The organism is Hasllibacter sp. MH4015 (assembly GCF_020177575.1).
GTDB lineage: Bacteria > Pseudomonadota > Alphaproteobacteria > Rhodobacterales > Rhodobacteraceae > Gymnodinialimonas.
Genome location: NZ_JAHTBK010000001.1, coordinates 3,492,729 through 3,508,908, shown reverse-complemented (window position 1 = coordinate 3,508,908; position 16,180 = coordinate 3,492,729). Strand labels below are relative to the sequence as shown.

General features: G+C 63.0%; 15 protein-coding genes. 6 read left to right on the top strand and 9 right to left on the bottom strand.

Features of this window, described 5'->3' with window-relative positions; translation table 11 throughout:
• Window positions 1-7: 7 nt before the first annotated feature.
• On the bottom strand, window positions 8-436 hold the full coding sequence (gene rsfS / locus KUW62_RS17860; protein ID WP_224816811.1) for a ribosome silencing factor: 429 nt from the start codon (window positions 434-436) through the stop codon (window positions 8-10).
• Between the two features lie 150 nt (window positions 437-586).
• Window positions 587-1,105: a hypothetical protein gene (locus KUW62_RS17855; protein WP_224816810.1), complete on the bottom strand. Its 519-nt coding sequence runs from the start codon at window positions 1,103-1,105 to the stop codon at window positions 587-589.
• A gap of 70 nt (window positions 1,106-1,175) precedes the next feature.
• Here KUW62_RS17855 and KUW62_RS17850 point away from each other — a divergent pair, with 70 nt between their 5' ends.
• The 4 genes from KUW62_RS17850 to KUW62_RS17835 all read left to right on the top strand — a co-directional run bounded on the left by KUW62_RS17850 (window position 1,176) and on the right by KUW62_RS17835 (window position 7,327).
• Entirely contained in the window at window positions 1,176-1,718 is a 543-nt protein-coding gene (locus tag KUW62_RS17850) for a DUF2975 domain-containing protein (protein WP_224816809.1), read from the top strand.
• Window positions 1,718-1,939 carry a helix-turn-helix transcriptional regulator gene (locus tag KUW62_RS17845; protein WP_224816808.1) on the top strand — a complete coding sequence of 74 codons (222 nt, stop codon included), beginning with the start codon at window positions 1,718-1,720 and terminating at the stop codon, window positions 1,937-1,939. Before KUW62_RS17850 ends, KUW62_RS17845 begins: the two co-directional genes overlap by 1 nt.
• Before the next feature lie 180 nt (window positions 1,940-2,119).
• Window positions 2,120-5,575 (top strand): AAA family ATPase, encoded by a 3,456-nt coding sequence (locus tag KUW62_RS17840; RefSeq protein WP_224816807.1) that lies wholly within the window; start codon window positions 2,120-2,122, stop codon window positions 5,573-5,575.
• Between the two features lie 198 nt (window positions 5,576-5,773).
• Complete coding sequence (locus KUW62_RS17835; protein ID WP_224816806.1) at window positions 5,774-7,327, top strand: RNA-directed DNA polymerase; 1,554 nt, start codon at window positions 5,774-5,776, stop codon at window positions 7,325-7,327.
• Between the two features lie 293 nt (window positions 7,328-7,620).
• Here the strand turns inward: KUW62_RS17835 and KUW62_RS17830 are convergent, their stop codons facing one another.
• The 3 genes from KUW62_RS17830 to KUW62_RS17820 form a co-directional block, all read right to left on the bottom strand.
• On the bottom strand, window positions 7,621-8,454 hold the full coding sequence (locus KUW62_RS17830; protein WP_224816805.1) for a ParB N-terminal domain-containing protein: 834 nt from the start codon (window positions 8,452-8,454) through the stop codon (window positions 7,621-7,623).
• A 66-nt stretch (window positions 8,455-8,520) separates the two neighbouring features.
• The gene (locus KUW62_RS17825) at window positions 8,521-9,699 is read right to left on the bottom strand and encodes a lytic murein transglycosylase (protein WP_224816804.1); all 1,179 of its coding nucleotides are present in this window, start codon (window positions 9,697-9,699) and stop codon (window positions 8,521-8,523) included.
• Window positions 9,700-9,799: 100 nt separating this feature from the next.
• Window positions 9,800-10,756, bottom strand: coding sequence for a calcium/sodium antiporter (locus KUW62_RS17820; protein ID WP_224816803.1), 957 nt, complete (start codon window positions 10,754-10,756; stop codon window positions 9,800-9,802).
• A gap of 415 nt (window positions 10,757-11,171) precedes the next feature.
• Here KUW62_RS17820 and KUW62_RS17815 point away from each other — a divergent pair, with 415 nt between their 5' ends.
• Complete coding sequence (locus KUW62_RS17815) at window positions 11,172-11,930, top strand: DUF2189 domain-containing protein (RefSeq protein ID WP_224816802.1); 759 nt, start codon at window positions 11,172-11,174, stop codon at window positions 11,928-11,930.
• A 4-nt stretch (window positions 11,931-11,934) separates the two neighbouring features.
• On the opposite strand, the gene cbiB is transcribed toward KUW62_RS17815, so the two are convergent.
• The 4 genes from cbiB to KUW62_RS17795 form a co-directional block, all read right to left on the bottom strand.
• Window positions 11,935-12,843 (bottom strand): adenosylcobinamide-phosphate synthase CbiB, encoded by a 909-nt coding sequence (gene cbiB / locus KUW62_RS17810; RefSeq protein ID WP_224816801.1) that lies wholly within the window; start codon window positions 12,841-12,843, stop codon window positions 11,935-11,937.
• Window positions 12,840-13,865 (bottom strand): threonine-phosphate decarboxylase, encoded by a 1,026-nt coding sequence (locus KUW62_RS17805; RefSeq protein WP_224816800.1) that lies wholly within the window; start codon window positions 13,863-13,865, stop codon window positions 12,840-12,842. The genes cbiB and KUW62_RS17805 overlap by 4 nt, the downstream gene beginning before the upstream one ends.
• 52 nt (window positions 13,866-13,917) lie before the next feature.
• Window positions 13,918-14,907 (bottom strand): glutathione S-transferase family protein, encoded by a 990-nt coding sequence (locus tag KUW62_RS17800; RefSeq protein WP_224816799.1) that lies wholly within the window; start codon window positions 14,905-14,907, stop codon window positions 13,918-13,920.
• Between the two features lie 108 nt (window positions 14,908-15,015).
• Entirely contained in the window at window positions 15,016-15,591 is a 576-nt protein-coding gene (locus KUW62_RS17795) for an ABATE domain-containing protein (protein ID WP_224816798.1), read from the bottom strand.
• A 193-nt stretch (window positions 15,592-15,784) separates the two neighbouring features.
• Here KUW62_RS17795 and KUW62_RS17790 point away from each other — a divergent pair, with 193 nt between their 5' ends.
• Window positions 15,785-16,132, top strand: a complete 348-nt coding sequence (locus KUW62_RS17790; protein WP_224816797.1) for a hypothetical protein — start codon at window positions 15,785-15,787, stop codon at window positions 16,130-16,132.
• Window positions 16,133-16,180 lie beyond the last annotated feature (48 nt).

Here is a 16,180-nt window from a genome sequence, read left to right as displayed (position 1 = left end):
GCCGGCGTCAGTTGGACGCCGCTTCCGCCGGGGGCTGCCACATCTTCTCGAGCTGGTAGAACTCCCGCACCTCGGGCCGGAACACGTGGACGATGATATCGCCCGTGTCGATCAACACCCAATCGCCCGCATCCTTGCCCTCGATCTTCGAGACCAGTCCGAAATCGGCCTTCAGCCGCTCGACCAGCTTTTCGGACAGCGCCGCCACCTGACGGGTGGAGCGGCCCGATGCGATGACCATGTAATCCCCGATCGAGGATTTGCCGCGCAGGTCAATCTGCACAAGCTCTTCGGCCTTGTCGCTTTCGAGAGAGTGGATGACGGCCTCCAGCAGCTCTTCGCTGGTATAGGCGGTCTGGGTCGGGGCCTTGGCCCCCGGTGCGGCGGTGGTCTCAGCCACCACTTGATTAAGTCCGGTCAGGACTCTGTCCTCCATCGCAACGCGCCTGACAAGCCCCGGCGCCGGGATATTCTCAAGATAGCATCGCCCCCCCACCATCTCAACTGTAACGGCGGGGAATAGGCGAAGTGTTGCAGCAACAATATGGTTCCCCGAACCCGCGTGCCGCGAAATCCGATCCCGGCCCTATCCTTCGCAGGGCGGAAGATCGCGGATCGGCTGCCCGATCAGGCGGCGCACACGCATGTCCTCGACAACCACCTGGAACCCGCTTTCGGCATCGGCGCGCAACGCCATGGACGCCCGCGCGCGCCCCGGCACCTCCACCCCCGTCCGACAAGGTGCAAGCGTTACGGCAAAGCTGCCGTCGACCTCGTGTCCTGCGTCCATCCATCCAACGATCAGCGCCTGCTGCGCCGCCAGCCGTGCCCGATCCGGGCCGCTCAGCACCATATGCGGCTCGGTGCGCGATGGGACCAGGGCATAGACCTCAAGGGTTTGCGCGCCCGTGACCTCGTTGATCGCACCCATTGTCATGACGACGCCGCCGTCCTGCATCGCAAGCCCCTCCGGCAGAGTGATCCGCGCGGCGATCTGGTCGGGATCGGCCGTGACCGGATCGGGGTCCTGCGCCCGGACCGCGCCGGGCAGAACGGACAACACCGTCACAAGGGTGACGGCCGCAAAGGTTTTTCGCTGTTCCATGGTGATTCCTCTTTTCATGTCGCCATTATTTATCGTAAAACATGAAAAAGATAATGTTTGGAGTCCAAAAATGAATGATTCTCAGATTTCCCGTGTGCAACGGCTGGCGCGGATACTCCATTGGGCCTGCACCCTTTCGCTGATCGTGATGCCCGCCCTCCTGATCTACATGATCGCAATCGGCGATGCCGGGGAGGCTGCGTTGCGGCGCAGCTATGCCGACTACGCCCTGCCCGACGTGATCCCTCCCGCCATCGTTCTTACCGTGCGCGCGATCCAGGTGATCGGCTTCGCAATCACGCTCTACATCCTGTGGCAGATGCGCGTTCTGTTCGGCCTCTACAAAAGCGGAGAGATCCTGAGCACCCGCTGCGCCGCGGTCATCCTGCGCTGCGGTCAGGCGCTTGTGACCATCGGCATCTTCGGCGTGCTCTCGAACACCGTGATCGTACTTCTGCTGACCCTTGCGAACGAGACCGGGGACCGGACGTTGGCGGTACAACTCTCAGGCGGGAATGCCGGGTTTTTCCTCGGCGGTGGCCTGATCGTCGTAATCGGCTGGGTCATGGGAGAGGCGGTGCGGATCGCCGACGAAAACAGGGCGTTCGTGTGATGGACATCATCGTCCGCCTCGACGTCATGATGGCCCTGCGCAAAATGAAGGGACGGGAGCTTTCGGCCCAGATCGGCATTTCCGAACAAAATCTCAGCTTGCTGAAAAGCGGCAAGGTGAAGGGGATTCGGTTCGAGACGCTGGCGCGCATCTGCGCTGCCCTCGACTGTCAGCCGGGCGATATTCTGGAAGCGGTCCCGTCGTCGAAGCCGAAAGATTGATATAGCATTGATCTACCCTTGTGGGCGGCGGAATGGCTTAACATAGATTTCGTGAAACGTCACATATCTTGGGGATAACCCGCCCATCGCACCGATATGCAGCGGGTCGATGTTGACTCGACCCCATCCCGTCCCGAAACTCCTGCGACACCAGAATCGCGACAGAACAAGGCAGGCAACGTGCGGTTTACCAAGCTCAGGCTCAATGGATTCAAGTCCTTCGTCGATCCCACTGACCTTGTGATCGCCGATGGCCTGACCGGTGTTGTCGGCCCCAACGGTTGCGGAAAATCCAATCTTCTTGAGGCGTTACGCTGGGTGATGGGCGAAAATCGTCCCACCGCCATGCGCGGCGCAGGGATGGAGGATGTGATTTTCGGCGGTGCCGCCACCCGGCCCGCCCGCAACTTCGCCGAAGTGTCCTTGCAGATCGACAATCAGGACCGTCTCGCCCCCGCCGGGTTCAACGAAGAAGACCAGATCGACATCGTTCGCCGCATCACGCGGGACGCCGGAAGTGCTTATAAACTAAACGGAAAAGACGTCCGCGCCCGCGATGTCTCCATGCTGTTTGCCGACGCCTCCACCGGTGCGCACAGCCCCGCCCTGGTGCGTCAGGGCCAGATTTCGGAGCTCATCAACGCGCGCCCCAAAGCCCGCCGCCGCGTACTGGAGGAAGCCGCCGGAATCTCCGGCCTCTACCAGCGCCGGCACGAGGCGGAGCTGAAATTAAAGGGGGCGGAGGCCAATCTGGCGCGGATCGACGACGTCCTCGAACAACTCGCCAGCCAGCTCAACGCCCTTGCAAGACAGGCAAAACAAGCCGCCCGCTATCGGGAGATCGGGTCCGAGCTTCGCCTTGCCGAGGGCCTGTTCCTGTTCCTGCGCTGGCGCGACGCCGATGCCGCCCGCCTTCGCGCGGAAGAGGCGCTGCGCAACGGACTGACCGCCGCGGCACAGGCCGAAGCCGCCGCGCGGGAGGCCGTGAAGGCCCGCGAAGCCGCTGAAGACGCCCTGCCGCCCCTGCGCGAGGAAGACGCCGTTTCCGCCGCAATTCTCCAACGTTTTTTGGTCGAACGCGACTCTCTCCAGGCAGAGGCGGACCGCGCCGCCGCCTCCATCGACACCCTCACCAACCGCATTGCCCAGATCGACCGGGATCGGGAGCGGGAGGACGCCCTGAACGCCGATGCGGGCGAAACGGTGGAGCGTCTGCGCACCGAACGGGCGGAGCTTCAGGCTGCCCAGGACGGGCAGGACGAACGACTTGACGATGCGCGCAATGCCGTCACCGACGCACGCAGCGTTCTTGCCGGTCAGGAGGCGGAACTATCTGATCTGACGGAACAATCCGCCGCCCTTGCCGCGCGTCACCAGGCCATCGAACGCCGCATGGGCGAGGCCGAGAAAGCCGTCGCCCGCAACAGTGCGGAGGCGCAGGCCGCGGAAACGGCCGCCTTCGACGCCGCCGATCGCCTCACCAATCTCAAACGAGAGGCGGAGGAGGCGCAAGATGCCCTCGCACGCGCCACCGACCTTGCCGCCCGCGCCGAAGACACGCTTTTGGAAACCGAGGCGGCCCGCGCCGAACTGCAGACCACCGAGGCGGAGGCCCGCGCCGCACGGTCCGAAGCCGAAGGCCGCGCCGGCACGCTTGACGCCGAAGTCACCGCACTGGCCCGCGTGCTGGAACGGGACCGGGGCGATGGCGCCCAGATCCTTGACGAAATCAGCGTCGCCCCGGGCTTTGAGGCCGCAATCGGCGCGGCGCTTTCCGACGATCTGAAGGCCGCGCGCGCCGAAACGCCCGGCGCGACCGGTTGGACCGATTTGCCGGGCTACGATGACTGCGCCCCCCTTCCATCCGGCTCACAACCCGCCACCGACGTGGCCGAGGCCCCCGCGATGCTGGGTCGCCGCCTTTCCCAGATCGGGATCATCGACGCCTCTGACGGGCCCCGCCTTCAAATCGACCTGCGCCCCGGTCAGCGCCTTGTCAGCCGCGACGGGGATCTCTGGCGGTGGGATGGGTTTGCCGTGGCCGCCGCCGATGCCGTGTCCACCGCCGCCCGACGCCTCGAACAGGCCAACCGGCTGACCGAGCTTGAAAGCGAACGCAGCAAGGCCCGCGCCGTTGCGGATGAGGCGAAGGCCGCCCACGACGCCCTCGCCACCCGGCTTGCGGACCTGACGGAGGCCGACAAGGCCGCCCGCACCGCCCGCCGGGACGCAGAGACCCAATTGAGCCAGGCCAGCCGCGCCGCCGCCCGGGCCGAGGCCGATCAAAGCGTCCTCGACGGAAAACTGGAAACCCTTCGCCTGACCGCCTCGCGCCATGCCGAGGAGGCCGACAGCGCCCGCGCCGAGCTGGTCCGCGCGCAGGATGCCTTGGCGGAGCTAGACGATCTGGACGCCGTGCGCGGGCGGCTAGACGACGTCAAGACAACGGTCGAGGCCGCGCGCATGACGATGCTGGCCAAGCGCGCCACTTTCGACGAAGTGAAACGCGACGGCGAGGATCGCGTCTCCCGGATCGCGAAAATCGGGACGGAAATCACCACCTGGCAATCGCGCCTGACCAACGCCGCGGCGCGCCTTGCGGAGCTGGAGAAGCGCAAGGGGGAGGCCGAGATCGCCCTTGCCGACGCGCGCCAGAAGCCCGACGAAATCGCCCGACGCCGCGAAGCCCTGGCCGAGCAGATCCAGGCCGCCGAGGCGCGCAAGGCCGCCGCCGCCGATGCGCTGTCCGTGGGGGAGACGAACCTGCGCGCGGCAAGCGGGGCTGAGCGGGACACCGAGCGCAAAGCGTCCGAGGCCCGGGAGGCCCGCGCCGCGGCCGAGGCCCGACGCGATGCCGCGATGGAGGCTGTGCAGGCCGCCGCGGAGCGCATCTTCGAGGACACCGAACTGACCCCCGATGCCCTGCGCGAAAGCCTGGGCGACCTGCCGGACCCGATGCCCTCCGTCGATCGGATCGAGGCGGACGTCATGCGCCTGCGCCGTCAGCGCGACGCCTTGGGAGCCGTCAACCTGCGGGCCGAGGAAGACGCGCGGGAGGTGCGGGAGGAGCATGACACGCTCGCCTCCGAAAAGACCGACCTGGAAGGCGCCATCGCCAAGCTGCGCACCGGGATTGCCTCGCTCAACAAGGAAGGGCGGGAGCGGTTGTTGAAAGCGTTTGACGAGGTGAACGCGAACTTCTCGAAACTGTTCACACACCTCTTTGGCGGCGGGGAAGCGCGGCTGGTGCTGGTGGAATCGGACGATCCGCTGGAGGCGGGGCTGGAGATCCTGTGTCAGCCGCCGGGCAAGAAACTCTCGACGCTATCGCTGCTTTCCGGGGGCGAGCAGACCCTGACGGCGCTGGCGCTGATCTTCGGGGTGTTCCTTGCGAACCCGGCGCCGATCTGTGTGCTGGACGAGGTCGACGCGCCGCTGGACGATGCGAACGTGAACCGGTTCTGCGACATGCTCGACGAGATGACCCGCCAGACGGATACACGGTTCCTGACGATCACCCACCACGCGGTCACGATGGCCCGCATGGACCGCCTGTTCGGCGTGACGATGGGCGAGCAGGGGGTGAGCCAGCTGGTGTCGGTGGACCTGAAAAAGGCCGAGGCCCTGGTGGCGTGAGGGGGCTGCTCAAGGTTGAGCAGAGGGGTTAAGTGATTGGTATTGTTGGGTTTTGGGTTTGGCGTTAAGGATTTGTTAGGGGGTTTGAGACGTTTGGCTGGAATACCCTCATTTGGGTTCACGGTGGACTTACATCGCGCAACAAGCAGAATTCGCGGTAATCTAGGGCATACACGACCCATATAAAAAGGCCTCTTCATGAGACTTGAGGAAAGCTACTATTCCTGTGCGCTCGACCATATTCTTCAATTTGGCGATACAGATATCTTCCCTTACCCGTTTGAACTTAGTTTTCTGAAGGATAGTAGGGACGTCTTAGTTAGCAAGTTAAGCAATATTGACCTAGGTCAATACCACCCCATGAGTTTGGTGGAAGCCTTAGTTCCAAAGTCTCGCTTTGGATTTCGAAACGCTCATCAGCCGTTTCCAATCGACACCATTATCTATACAGCGCTTGTCCTCAAAATCTTCGATTTAGTCGAATCCCAGCGCGACCCTATCGAACTTCATCGTGCCTTTTCGTATCGAAAGAAAAAGGGACTTGATCCAAATTTTTTTGAAGAAGACCATTCTTATCGACATTGGCTGAACACAATTCAAGCAAAAGTTCTTTTCGGCGAATACAGGTACGTCATTCGAACTGATATATCTGATTTCTATTCTCGCATCTATAGGCATAGGTTGGAGAATATCCTTGAAAGCCTTTCTGGAGAATCAAAGATCGTCAAGAAGCTGGAGGCCTTCATTTCGGATTGGAGAGGGCGCCAATCATTTGGGCTTCCAGTCGGAACCAATGCATCACGTCTTCTGGCGGAAGCAGCATTACATGACACCGACATGGCATTAATATCTGAGGACTACGATCATACGCGATACGTCGATGATATGATAATATTCATCAGGCAGGATCAGGACCCCTACGCAGCTCTAGGCTACCTTGCGAAACACCTTTCTGAAAATGAGGGCCTTAGCCTCAATGTTCAGAAAACAAAAATTATGGCTTGGCAAGAATTCGTGGAGTCGAGTGGTTTGTCGGGTGGCGAGGACGACGACGCAAAAGAGGAGTTCGCAACCGAGAAACTCTTTTGGGCTGCATATGGCCAAGAGGAGATCGATGAAGATGCGCTAGAAGCGCTCATGCTCAAGGACCTAAGGCAAGAATTAGAAGACCTTCTAAAAGAGCCATTCTGGGACATGGGCCAAATTCGGATAGTATTGCATGCAATGCGGCTGGTTAAGAACTCCGACGTAGCTGCGTACATTCGGTCAAATTTGTCTCAGCTGGTACCATTTGCAAAGGACGTTTGCTTGCTCATTGAGGAGTTTGTTACCTCTGATGTCAGCGGATTTGAGAACATGGGAGACGAAGTAACGGAGCTGTTACTCTCATCGCGGATGCAGCCACTTGAATTTGCTCGCTCTTGGTTTCTCGAATTAGGTGTGCGCGAGCGTATATCTTTCAACTCGTCACAAATCCGTAAACTTGACGCCCTCACAGGCACGATCGACCAAAGGCAGATCCATCTTCTCCGATGGCGCGCTAACGATCTCAACTATTTTAGATCTCGAAAAACAAAAGTAAACGAAATCCATTCATGGGCACAGCCTAGCTTCATTTTTGGAGCGAGCTGTTTGCCAAAAGACGAGTATTCTCATTGGCTTAGAAGCATCAAGAGCAGACTTCAGTTTCCTATGTCCAATGATTTCATCAATTGGTGCGCTACTGTCCAAGAAACCAAGCCATTGGGATAGTCCACAGGTTTCTTATTATCACCCGGCTCAAAATTTTGCGCTATTCGACGGGTCGCGGTGCGGCGATCCAGCCGTCGTTCTAACGCGCTTTATGGTGGCCAAGCACGTCCCACAGAACGATCGGCGAGCCAAGATCAGACAAATCGCCGTGCCGGGGGGCGGCCCGGCGATGGGCAGCGCGCTTGCGCGCTTGATTCTGCCCGGGTGCGTTGAATGTGGGTTGGGAGTTCCGGGTGACGGAGCGGCGGGACAAGTCCCGCCCTACGGGTTGTGCAGCCGGGCCAAGGCCCGGTCTACCGCTGCCGCCGTCCAAACATATCCTCCACATAATCCATGATGTCCTCCATCAGCGGGCCTTTCGCTGTTCTCCCCGTAAACCGGAGTGTCCAGCCGTCTTTCGTGCGCTCTCGGCGGACGGTGAGGTCGTCTTGCACGCGGCGGTGATAACGGGGCCGGCCGGGTTTGTAGTGGAGTTTGGGGGCTTTGGCCTCGGCCTCGGCGTCTTCGATGATGGCTTGCAGCAGGCTCCATTGGGTTGCCGGGGATTTGTCGGAGCACTCTTGCAGGGCGACTAGCATGGTGTCTCCCACCCCCGCGCGCAAAGCGGTGGCGATGCGGGTGAGTTTTTGTTGGGAGAGGCTGCGTGGGTCGGTGAGGGCGTGGTCACCGAAGTGTTGTACGACTTCTGCGATGGCGCGGAGGCGGGAGATGCGGTTGCGGTCGTAGGTGGGGTAGAGGCGGGGCAGGGCCTGGTCGATGGTGTCGAAATGGCCGTGGTCGATGGCGGTGAGGACGATTTTGGCGCGCTCCCACGGGGTGATGTCGGCGCGGATCTCATTCTCCTCAATCATGGCGGCGAGGGCTGAGGGAATGTCGGCGGGTTGGCGGATGAAGGCGGGGATGGTGTCGAGGGTCAGTTCGCGGTGGGCTTTGAGGCGGCGGAAGCCGGAGATGAGGCCGTAGGGTTTGGGGCCGGTGGCGGGAAAGACCTCAATCGGCATGCGGAGGCCGTGGGCGGCGATGGAGAGGGTGAGGTCGGAGAGGGAGGTCGCGTCGAGGGCGTCGCGGTCGCGAGGCAGCGCGTGTTCGTCGATGTCGGTGAGGGGGATGTGATGGATGTCGGGCATGTTTGGCGATCCTGCAAGCCTTGGAGGGCAAGCAGGATCGACCGGTTGGGTTAGGTTTCGGTTAACCTAGAGCGCGTTCAGGAGCGCGCGGGTGGGCCAGGCGTCGGCGGGCAGGCCGAGGCGGCGTTGCTCCTCCCGCACGGCGGCGCGGGTGCCGGCGCCGAGGATGCCGTCGATGCGGCCCACGTCATAGCCGCGGGCGGAGAGGATCTCTTGCAGGCGGCGCATCTGGTTGCCGTCGAGGCCGGGCTCGGGGTTGCCGGCGTCGAAGACGGGCGCGCCCTCAAGCCGGGTGGCGAAATAGGCGGCGGTCAGAACGTAGGTGAAGGACTGGTTCCACTCAAACAGCACGGAGAAGTTCGGGTAGGCGATGAAGGCGGGGCCGTTGCGGCCCTGGGGGATGACGATGGAGGCCTGGGCGTTGCGCATGGGCAGGTTGCCACCGGCGCGGGCGCGGACGCCGTCAGCCTCCCACTCGGCGACGGAGCGGGTGGTGTGGACGCCGGTCTGGTACCAGTCGAGATTATCGGGGAGCGTGACTTCGACGAGCCAGGGCTCATTGGGCCGCCAGCCGAGAGACGACAGGATATTGGCGCCGGACATGAGCGCGTCGGGGGCGGAGGTTTGCAGGTAGACATGGCCGTCGCCATCGCCGTCGATGCCGAAATTCACGATGTCTTCGGGGAGCATCTGGACCATGCCGATTTCCCCGGCCCATGCGCCCTGGGTGTTCACGGGGTCAAAATCACCGTTCTCGAAGAGTTCCAGCGCGCCGAAGACCTCGGGGCGGAAAAGCTCAGGCCGGCGGCAATCGTGGGCGAGCGTCACAAGGCTGTCGAGCGTGTTGTAATCGCCCTGGAACGCGCCGTAATCGGTCTCGAACGCCCAGAAGGAGAGCAGGATACCGCGGGAGACGCCGAAGCGACGCTCGATCTCGTTGAAGACGGAGGCGTAGCGGTCGGCATTGCGGCGGCCATTGTCCATGCGGCCCTGGCTGATGAGGCGGCGGGCGAAATCGGTGAATGGGACAGTGAAGATGCCCTGCCGCCGGTCCGCATCGAGCGCGCGCTGGTAGTAGGAGGCATGGCGGAAGAAGGCGTCGATATTCTCCTGCGAATGGCCGCGCTCAGCCGCTTCCGCGCGGAGGCCTTGAACGAATTGCCCGAAATCCCCGCCGCATTGCTGGGCATTGGCGGTGGTCCCAAGGGTGAGGGAAAGGAGCAGCGGAGCGAGGAAACGGCGCATGTGAAAAGACCCTGTTGGAGAAGCGTTTGCGCCGGAAGATACAGGGTGGGGAATGTGAGGCAAGGGGGTGGGTTGGCACCCCCGGCGGATGATCCCGAAATCACCGGGTGAGGAGAACGCCGAGGTAGACTGCATAGGCCAGCAGAAGGATCGCACCTTCGCGGCGGCTGACGCGCCAGCCGGTTCTAGCGAAGAGCACCAGCAGAACGGCGGCGGCGCACATGACCCAGATGTCGAGGCGCAGGATCTCTGCCGGGACCGCCAAGGGCTGAACGAGGGCGGTGATGCCCAGAATGCCGAGGATGTTGAAAATGTTGCTGCCGATGACGTTGCCAAGCGCCACATCGCCCTGCCCTTTCCGCACCGCGATGATCGACGTCACAAGCTCGGGCATCGAGGTGCCGATCGCCACGATGGTCAAACCGATCACGGTTTCCGACAAGCCCGCCGCCTCGGCGATGGAGACCGCGCCGGAGACGAGGAACCGGGCCCCGAAAATCGTGATGATGAGACCTGTGACGGCGATGAGGATGGCCAGGCCAAGGGAATAATCGGTGCCCGGCACGATTTCCGCTTCGCCCACATAGACCTCCGCCGCGGCGGTTCCGCCCGCGCGCCGTTCGGACCAGATCGTGTAGCTGAGATAGGCGAGCAGAACGGCTACGAAGCCCGCGCCGGTGATGCGGTTGATATCGCCGATCAGCACCGCACCGAGGCAGAGGAGCGTTGCGGCGATCATCATGCCGCCGTCGCGCCCGAATGCCCTTGGATCGACGGCGACAGGCGCAAGACAGGCTGCGACACCGAGAATGAGCAAAACGTTCCCGATATTGCTTCCGACCACGTTACCGATGGCAATGCCGGGCGACCCGGACAAAACCGCCTGAAGGCTCGTGACGAGTTCGGGGCTGGATGTGCCAAAACCCACGAGGGTCAAGCCGATCACCATGGGTGAAAGGCCGAAGGATTTTGCCGCCGAGACCGCGCCCCGCACCAGCAATTCGCCGCCGACGATCAGCCCGGCGAGGCCAAGAATGACAAGGAGGGAAGCGGCCATCGCGGTGGTCCATGGGGCAGGTTTGCCCACAGGAAATCGGTGCGTTTCGTGCCGTTGCAAGGGGTGTCGAAAAAGAATGCTGCGCGCTTGGAATTGGCTGATCCGATACGGTGGGCAGATCGTCGATGCTTGGATTTCAGGCTAGGAATTCAGCGGTCTGAGGACGTCAGACCCTGTCACGAGCGGCGGACAGCACGCGGGGCGAGATGCGCCATTCAGATGCAAAGGTCGTCAGCCAAACCTTGTTCCGAGGGCGCATCTGAGGCAGCATCTGGTTTGGAAGCGCGATGTCAGGATCACCGCCGGGCCGTGTGGCACGTGACCGGGGCGGTGCCATGCTTTGGAAGGATATGACATGGCGTCCGGTTCATCAGGCTCCGCACCCCAAAATGATCTTGCGCCGCGCCGAAAAGAAATGCCGGAGATCAACAAGATCACCGCAGACGACATTCGCGCGGCCCTGAAAGCCGGGTTTTCCGACTTTCTGGCGCGCCCGGTGATGAGCGGCTTTTTCGGCCTGTTCTACGCGCTTTTCGGAATTTTCATCGTCTGGAGCCTCGTCTGGCTCGAGATGTTGTGGATGATCCTTCCCGCACTTGTCGGCTTTCCCTTGGTGGCCCCGTTCGCGGCAGCGGGCCTGTACGAGATGTCGCGCCGGATGGAGCGGGGCGAGCCCTTCGGCTGGTCGGATATCCTGACGGTCATGGCGGACCAGAGGAACCGCGAGATGGGGTGGATGGCCTTCGTGACGCTGTTCGTATTCTGGGTGTGGGTTTACCAGATCCGGCTTTGGCTGGCATTGATCCTGCAGAATTCGTCGTTCTCGGACATGGGCGGGTTCCTGAACGTTGTCTTCTTCACACCGGAGGGCTGGACGTTCCTTGCCGTGGGGACATTGGTTGGCGCGGGCTTATCCGCCGTTTTGTTTGCGGTGACGGTCGTGGCCATGCCGATGCTGTTGGATCGGGAGACCAACTTCGTGACCGCCATGGTCACATCGGTGCGGGTCGTCGCGGAGAACCCGGTGGTGATGCTGGGATGGGCGGCGATCATCTCGGTCACGATGGTGCTGTCGCTTGTGCCGGCCTTTCTGGGCCTGATCTTTACGCTGCCGATCCTTGGGCACACGACATGGCACTTGTACCGGCGCGCCGTGCCGCCGGTGGAGGAGTGAGACTTTAGACCAGCGTGAAGGCGGCCACGATGATGAGCAGAACCACCCATACCCGCCACAGCACGCCGACCGCAGCCGCGATGTCGCCCGGTGTGGCCTCGCGCGTGCCGGTCGCGTTCATGGGGGGGTCGTCGGTCATCTCGCCGCCATAGGCGCGGGGGCCGGAGAGGGACAGGCCGAGGGCGGCGGCCATGGCAGCCTCGGGCCAGCCGGCATTGATGGAGCGGTGTTTGGGGCCGTCCCGGGCGGCGATCTTGAGGGCGCTTGGCTTGGTGGTGATCGCGATCAGAAGCGCGGTGAGGCGGGCGGGGATGTAGTTGAGGACATCGTCGAGGCGAGCGGCGGCCCATCCGAATTCGGCGTGGCGCGTCGTTCGGTGGCCGATCATGGAATCCGCGGTGTTGATGATCTTGCAGAAGAGAATACCGGGCAGGCCCGCGACCGCGAACCAGAAGACGGGGGCGACGACGCCGTCCGACAGGTTCTCGGCCGCGGATTCGATGGCGGCACGGGCGATGGCGGGTTCATCCAGTTGGTCGGGGTCGCGGCCGACGATCATGGAAACGGCTTTGCGGCCTTCAGGCAGGGATCGGCGGAGGGCGTCGGCGACGGCGGTAACGTGGTCTGCGAGGCTGCGTTGGGCCAGCAGGATGGCGGTGAGCAGGAGCGACCAGAGCCAGCCGAGGGGGAGGGCCTGGATCAGTAGGCCGAGGGCTATGGCGAGGGCGGAGAGGGCGGCGGTGGCGGCGATGCCTTTGAGGGTTCGGGCCGCACCGAGATTGAACCGCCGGTCAAACCAATCCACGAGGCGGCCCATGAGCACGGCGGGATGCGGCGCGCGGGACCAGAGCCATTTGGGTTCACCGAGCAGGGCGTCAAGGGCCATGGCGGCGGCAAGAATCGCGGCGCTCATAGAGCGGCTTCGAGTTGCGCCCAATGGGCCTCGGTTCCCGGCAGGCCGAAGCGCATCCAGCGTTCGGAATAGGGGAAGATGCGGGTGAGGATACGGGCGCGCGCGAGGCGGTCGTGGAGCGCGGCGGCGTCCGGTACGGCATAGGTGCGGAACAGGCCTGTACCGCCGACCAGTTCGGCGCGTGTACGCAAGATCAGATCGTCCAGCCGCGCCGCATCTTGGGCGAGGCGGGCGCGGGTGGCTTCGGCCCATGCGGTGTCACCGAGCGCTCTGGTCCCGATTTCGAGGGCCGGGCCGGAGACGGGCCAGGGGCCGAGCGCATCGGCCATGGATTGCAGCCGCATCTCATGCTCGGCCCCCAAGATGCCATAGCGTTTGGCGCGATCCACCGGAGCGAGTGTTTCCGGCGTGCCAATGAGAAACCCGAGGCGCAGACCGGCGAGACCCCAGAATTTGCCGAAACTCTTCAGCACCACGATCCCCTTGTCGGGGGCCAGCGCGATGTGACTTTCCCCGGGATCGGTGTCACAGAAACTTTCATCAATCACCGTGAGCGTCCGGCCACCCATATGATCGGCGCTCCACAGCCGGCCATCGGGATTGTTGGGGTGCACATAGACGTGGGTGAAGGCATCGTTCGGGTCATCGGAGAGCCAATGATCGCCAGTGGCCTCAAACGCGGCGGCATGTTCGTTGTAGGTGGGCCGCGGGATATGGACCCCGCCGGTGGTGGAACCGGTCAGCAGAGGCATTCGCGCGATCAGGGCAGACGCGCCCGGGGCGGCGATGATCTGGGCGCTGTCGGGGACGTTCCAGAAGCGGCGGGCCGCTTGCAGGAGCGCGTCCATTGCACCTTCATCGGGCAGGCGGTGCCACGCATCGGGCGGGATGTCACCGATCGGATATGGCACCGGGTTGATGCCGGTGGACAGGTCGAGCCATTGGTCGCGCGACCCGCCGTAGCGGGCCATGGCGGCGTCGAGGCCGCCACCGTGGTCGCGTGTGTTACCGGGGCCGGTCATGGTCCCGGTTGAAGCCTGAATTCAGGCGGCCCGCAAGCCCTCGCGATCCGCCTCAAGCAGCGCGCGAGGACGCGCGACCATGGGGCTCGTGCCAGTCGATCACCGGATTGATCGGGATGATGCGGTGCGGATTGATGCTCTCATGACTGTAATGGTAGTGGCGCACGATGTGGTCGAAGTTGATCGTGTCGGCGATGCCGGGACGCTGGTACAGCTCGCGCGTGTAGGCCCAGAGGTTCGGGTAATCCACGATCCGCGCGCGGTTGCACTTGAAGTGCAGGTGATAAACCAGATCGAAACGGACAAGCGTGGTGAAGAGGCGCCAGTCAGCTTCCGTCAGGCGGTCGCCGGTCAGGTAGCGGGACTGCGCCAGAAGGCCCTCGACCCAATCCAACCCGTCGAACAGCGCCGTGACGGCCTTGTCGTAGGCCTCCTGCGTGGTGGCGAAGCCGGATTTGTAGACGCCGTTGTTGATGTCGGAATAGACGCGGGCGTTGACCTCCTCGATCCGGTCGTGGAGGGGTTCGGGATAGTAGTCGTCCGTGTTGCCGGTGATCCCGTTGAACGCGCTGTTGAACATTCGAATGATCTCGGCGGATTCGTTGGACACGATGGTCTCCCGCTGCTTGTCCCAAAGGATCGGGACGGTGACGCGGGTGGTCACATCGGGCTGCGCCTTGGTGTAGAGGTCGCGGGCGAACGGCAGGCCATAGAGCGTGTCGCCGGTGGCACCGGGGAAATCGGTGTCAAACGTCCAGCCGTCACCCAGCATGTCGGGATGCACGACGGAGATGTCGATGTGATCCTGAAGCCCCTTGAGCGCGCGGAAGATCATCGTGCGATTGGCCCACGGGCAGGCGTGGGAGACGTAGAGGTGATAGCGGCCGGATTCGGCCTTGAACCCGCCCTCCCCGCTTGGCCCGGCGGAGCCGTCGGCGGTGATCCAGTTGCGGAACTGCGATTCCTGACGCTTGAACGCGCCACCGGAGGACTTGGTGTCATACCATTTGTCCTGCCACTTTCCGTCCACCAAAAGGCCCATCACTTCACTCCTTCATCTCGTGTCGGCACACAGATAGGGCGGTGGGCGTGGACGGAAAACGCGGACCGGCGCAGGGGCGGCCTTGCATCAGCGCACAGGATCGGCGGATCAGCCGCTTCTGGCAGCCCGCCTGCGCGCGCGAAAACTCTCTGCCTTGGCGCGGTTGCCGCAGCGGGCCATGTCGCACCAGCGCCGCCCGCGTCCGCGACCCCGGTCGATGAATAACCGCGTGCAGCGGCGGCATTCCGACAGGCGCGCGGCATCGTCCGATTGCAACAGGTCGAGCATGGCGAGAGCGAGCCGATCAAGGCTGGTCCCCCTTGGCGCAGAGGTGATCCGCAAGCCCTTGGTGCGAAAGACGAACTGGCCATGGGTCACGGCGGATTTCAGGGCGTCCTCCACCGTTGCCGCAGCCTCCGCCGGGGGCGGCTTGCGGGCGGCCTGGGCGGAGAGGACGCGATACGCGGCTTCCCTGAAATCAACGAGCGCGGCCATATCCTCGACCCCGATCCGGGCGCCCTGTCGCAGCATCCCAAGCTCGGTCAGCCGCGCCGCGAGTTCCGCCGGCGACTGAAACGTGTTCTCCGCCCGGGTCTTGCCATCGTCCGACACGGTGTTCACGAATTCCAGAAACGGGTGATCCCCGCCTGCAACATGCGATCCGGTGCCCTGATCCTTTGTCATCTTCTACCCGTAGCTTCAGATGCAACGATGTTGCGCCGCAACTTCTAACAACCGGTAATGTCAGGGTTTTTAGGGTGATGTCCATATTGGACCCGCAAGTGCCGCCGGATCGGCGAACTTCTGTCATTGACCTGACATTAACCAGGTTCACCTATAGCCTTGCGAACAGGAACTATTCCCAGAGGGTCAGACATTGGAATTCCTTCCCGAAGGCATCCGCGATGAACTTGCCGCGGCCCAGATGCAGGGGCGGCGCAAGCGCGCGTCCCGGTCCGTCCAGATCGGGGAGGAGGCGTTCGCGATCCTCGACATGTCCGATGAGGGATTCGCCGTCGACGACACCACCACCCCGCATCTGCGCGGGCTGGTCGACATTTTCGAGGGGCCGCGCCACCTTTATCAGGCGCTGATCGTGGCCGCCGCGCGGGATGGCGAATTGATGCGCTACGATTTCAAGCGCAACACCGCCGCCTCCGACACCGCGCCGGTGGATTTCGAACAGCCAGACAACCGCCCCATCGCCCTTCTGACCAAGACCTAGGCGTCGCGCACGATTTCCTCGCAAGGGGCGGAATTGGCGCGGTCATCT